This window comes from Protofrankia sp. CiP3 (assembly GCF_917627345.1).
GTDB lineage: Bacteria > Actinomycetota > Actinomycetes > Frankiales > Frankiaceae > Protofrankia.
On sequence record NZ_CAKJTM010000047.1, the window covers coordinates 1 to 599 of the forward strand.

Annotated in this window: 1 protein-coding gene; it reads left to right on the forward strand. The window is 63.4% G+C overall.

What is annotated here, in order from left to right; translation table 11 throughout:
- Positions 1 to 138 precede the first annotated feature (138 nt).
- A partial coding sequence (locus MJ797_RS16115; RefSeq protein ID WP_239335673.1) for a transposase occupies positions 139 to 599 on the forward strand: 461 nt, incomplete at its 3' end.

Here is a 599-nt window from a genome sequence, read left to right on the forward strand (position 1 = left end):
GGCGGCAACCCGATCGTTCTGTTGACATTCGGTGGCCCACAGTTGACCGGGTGATGTTGGCCCAGGCCTCGTCAATAGAGAAGTCCCCGGTAGATCACAGGGTGCCTAATCCACTGTGCCCTTGACCGAGGACTTCCGTTGCTAACGTACCCCGGCGTTGTCGATCTGCCCGAGTCGACCCTGACGTTTCTGACCGCGCTGCTCGCCGAGGACCGCGCCCGACACCAGACCTGGCGCAAGCTACCCTCACACGACCAGGCACTCCTGGTACTCGTCCACCTACGCAAAGGTGAACGCTACGAACAGCTCGCCGCGGGCTTCCAGGTCAGCGTCGGCACCGTCCACAACTACATCCACGAGGCCGTCCGCCTCCTCGCGACCCGCGGGCGCAGCCTGCTCGCCGCTGTCTGGACCTTCGCGTGGACCCAGAGCAACTTCCTCATCCTCGACGGCACAGTCGTGCGCACCAACCGTGTCCGCGCCCACAACAAGCTGTACTATTCGGGCAAGCACAAATACCACGGCATCAACCTCCAGGGCCTCATGGACCCCTACGGCCGGATGATCTGGATCTCCGAAGGGCTACCCGGCTCCGTCCA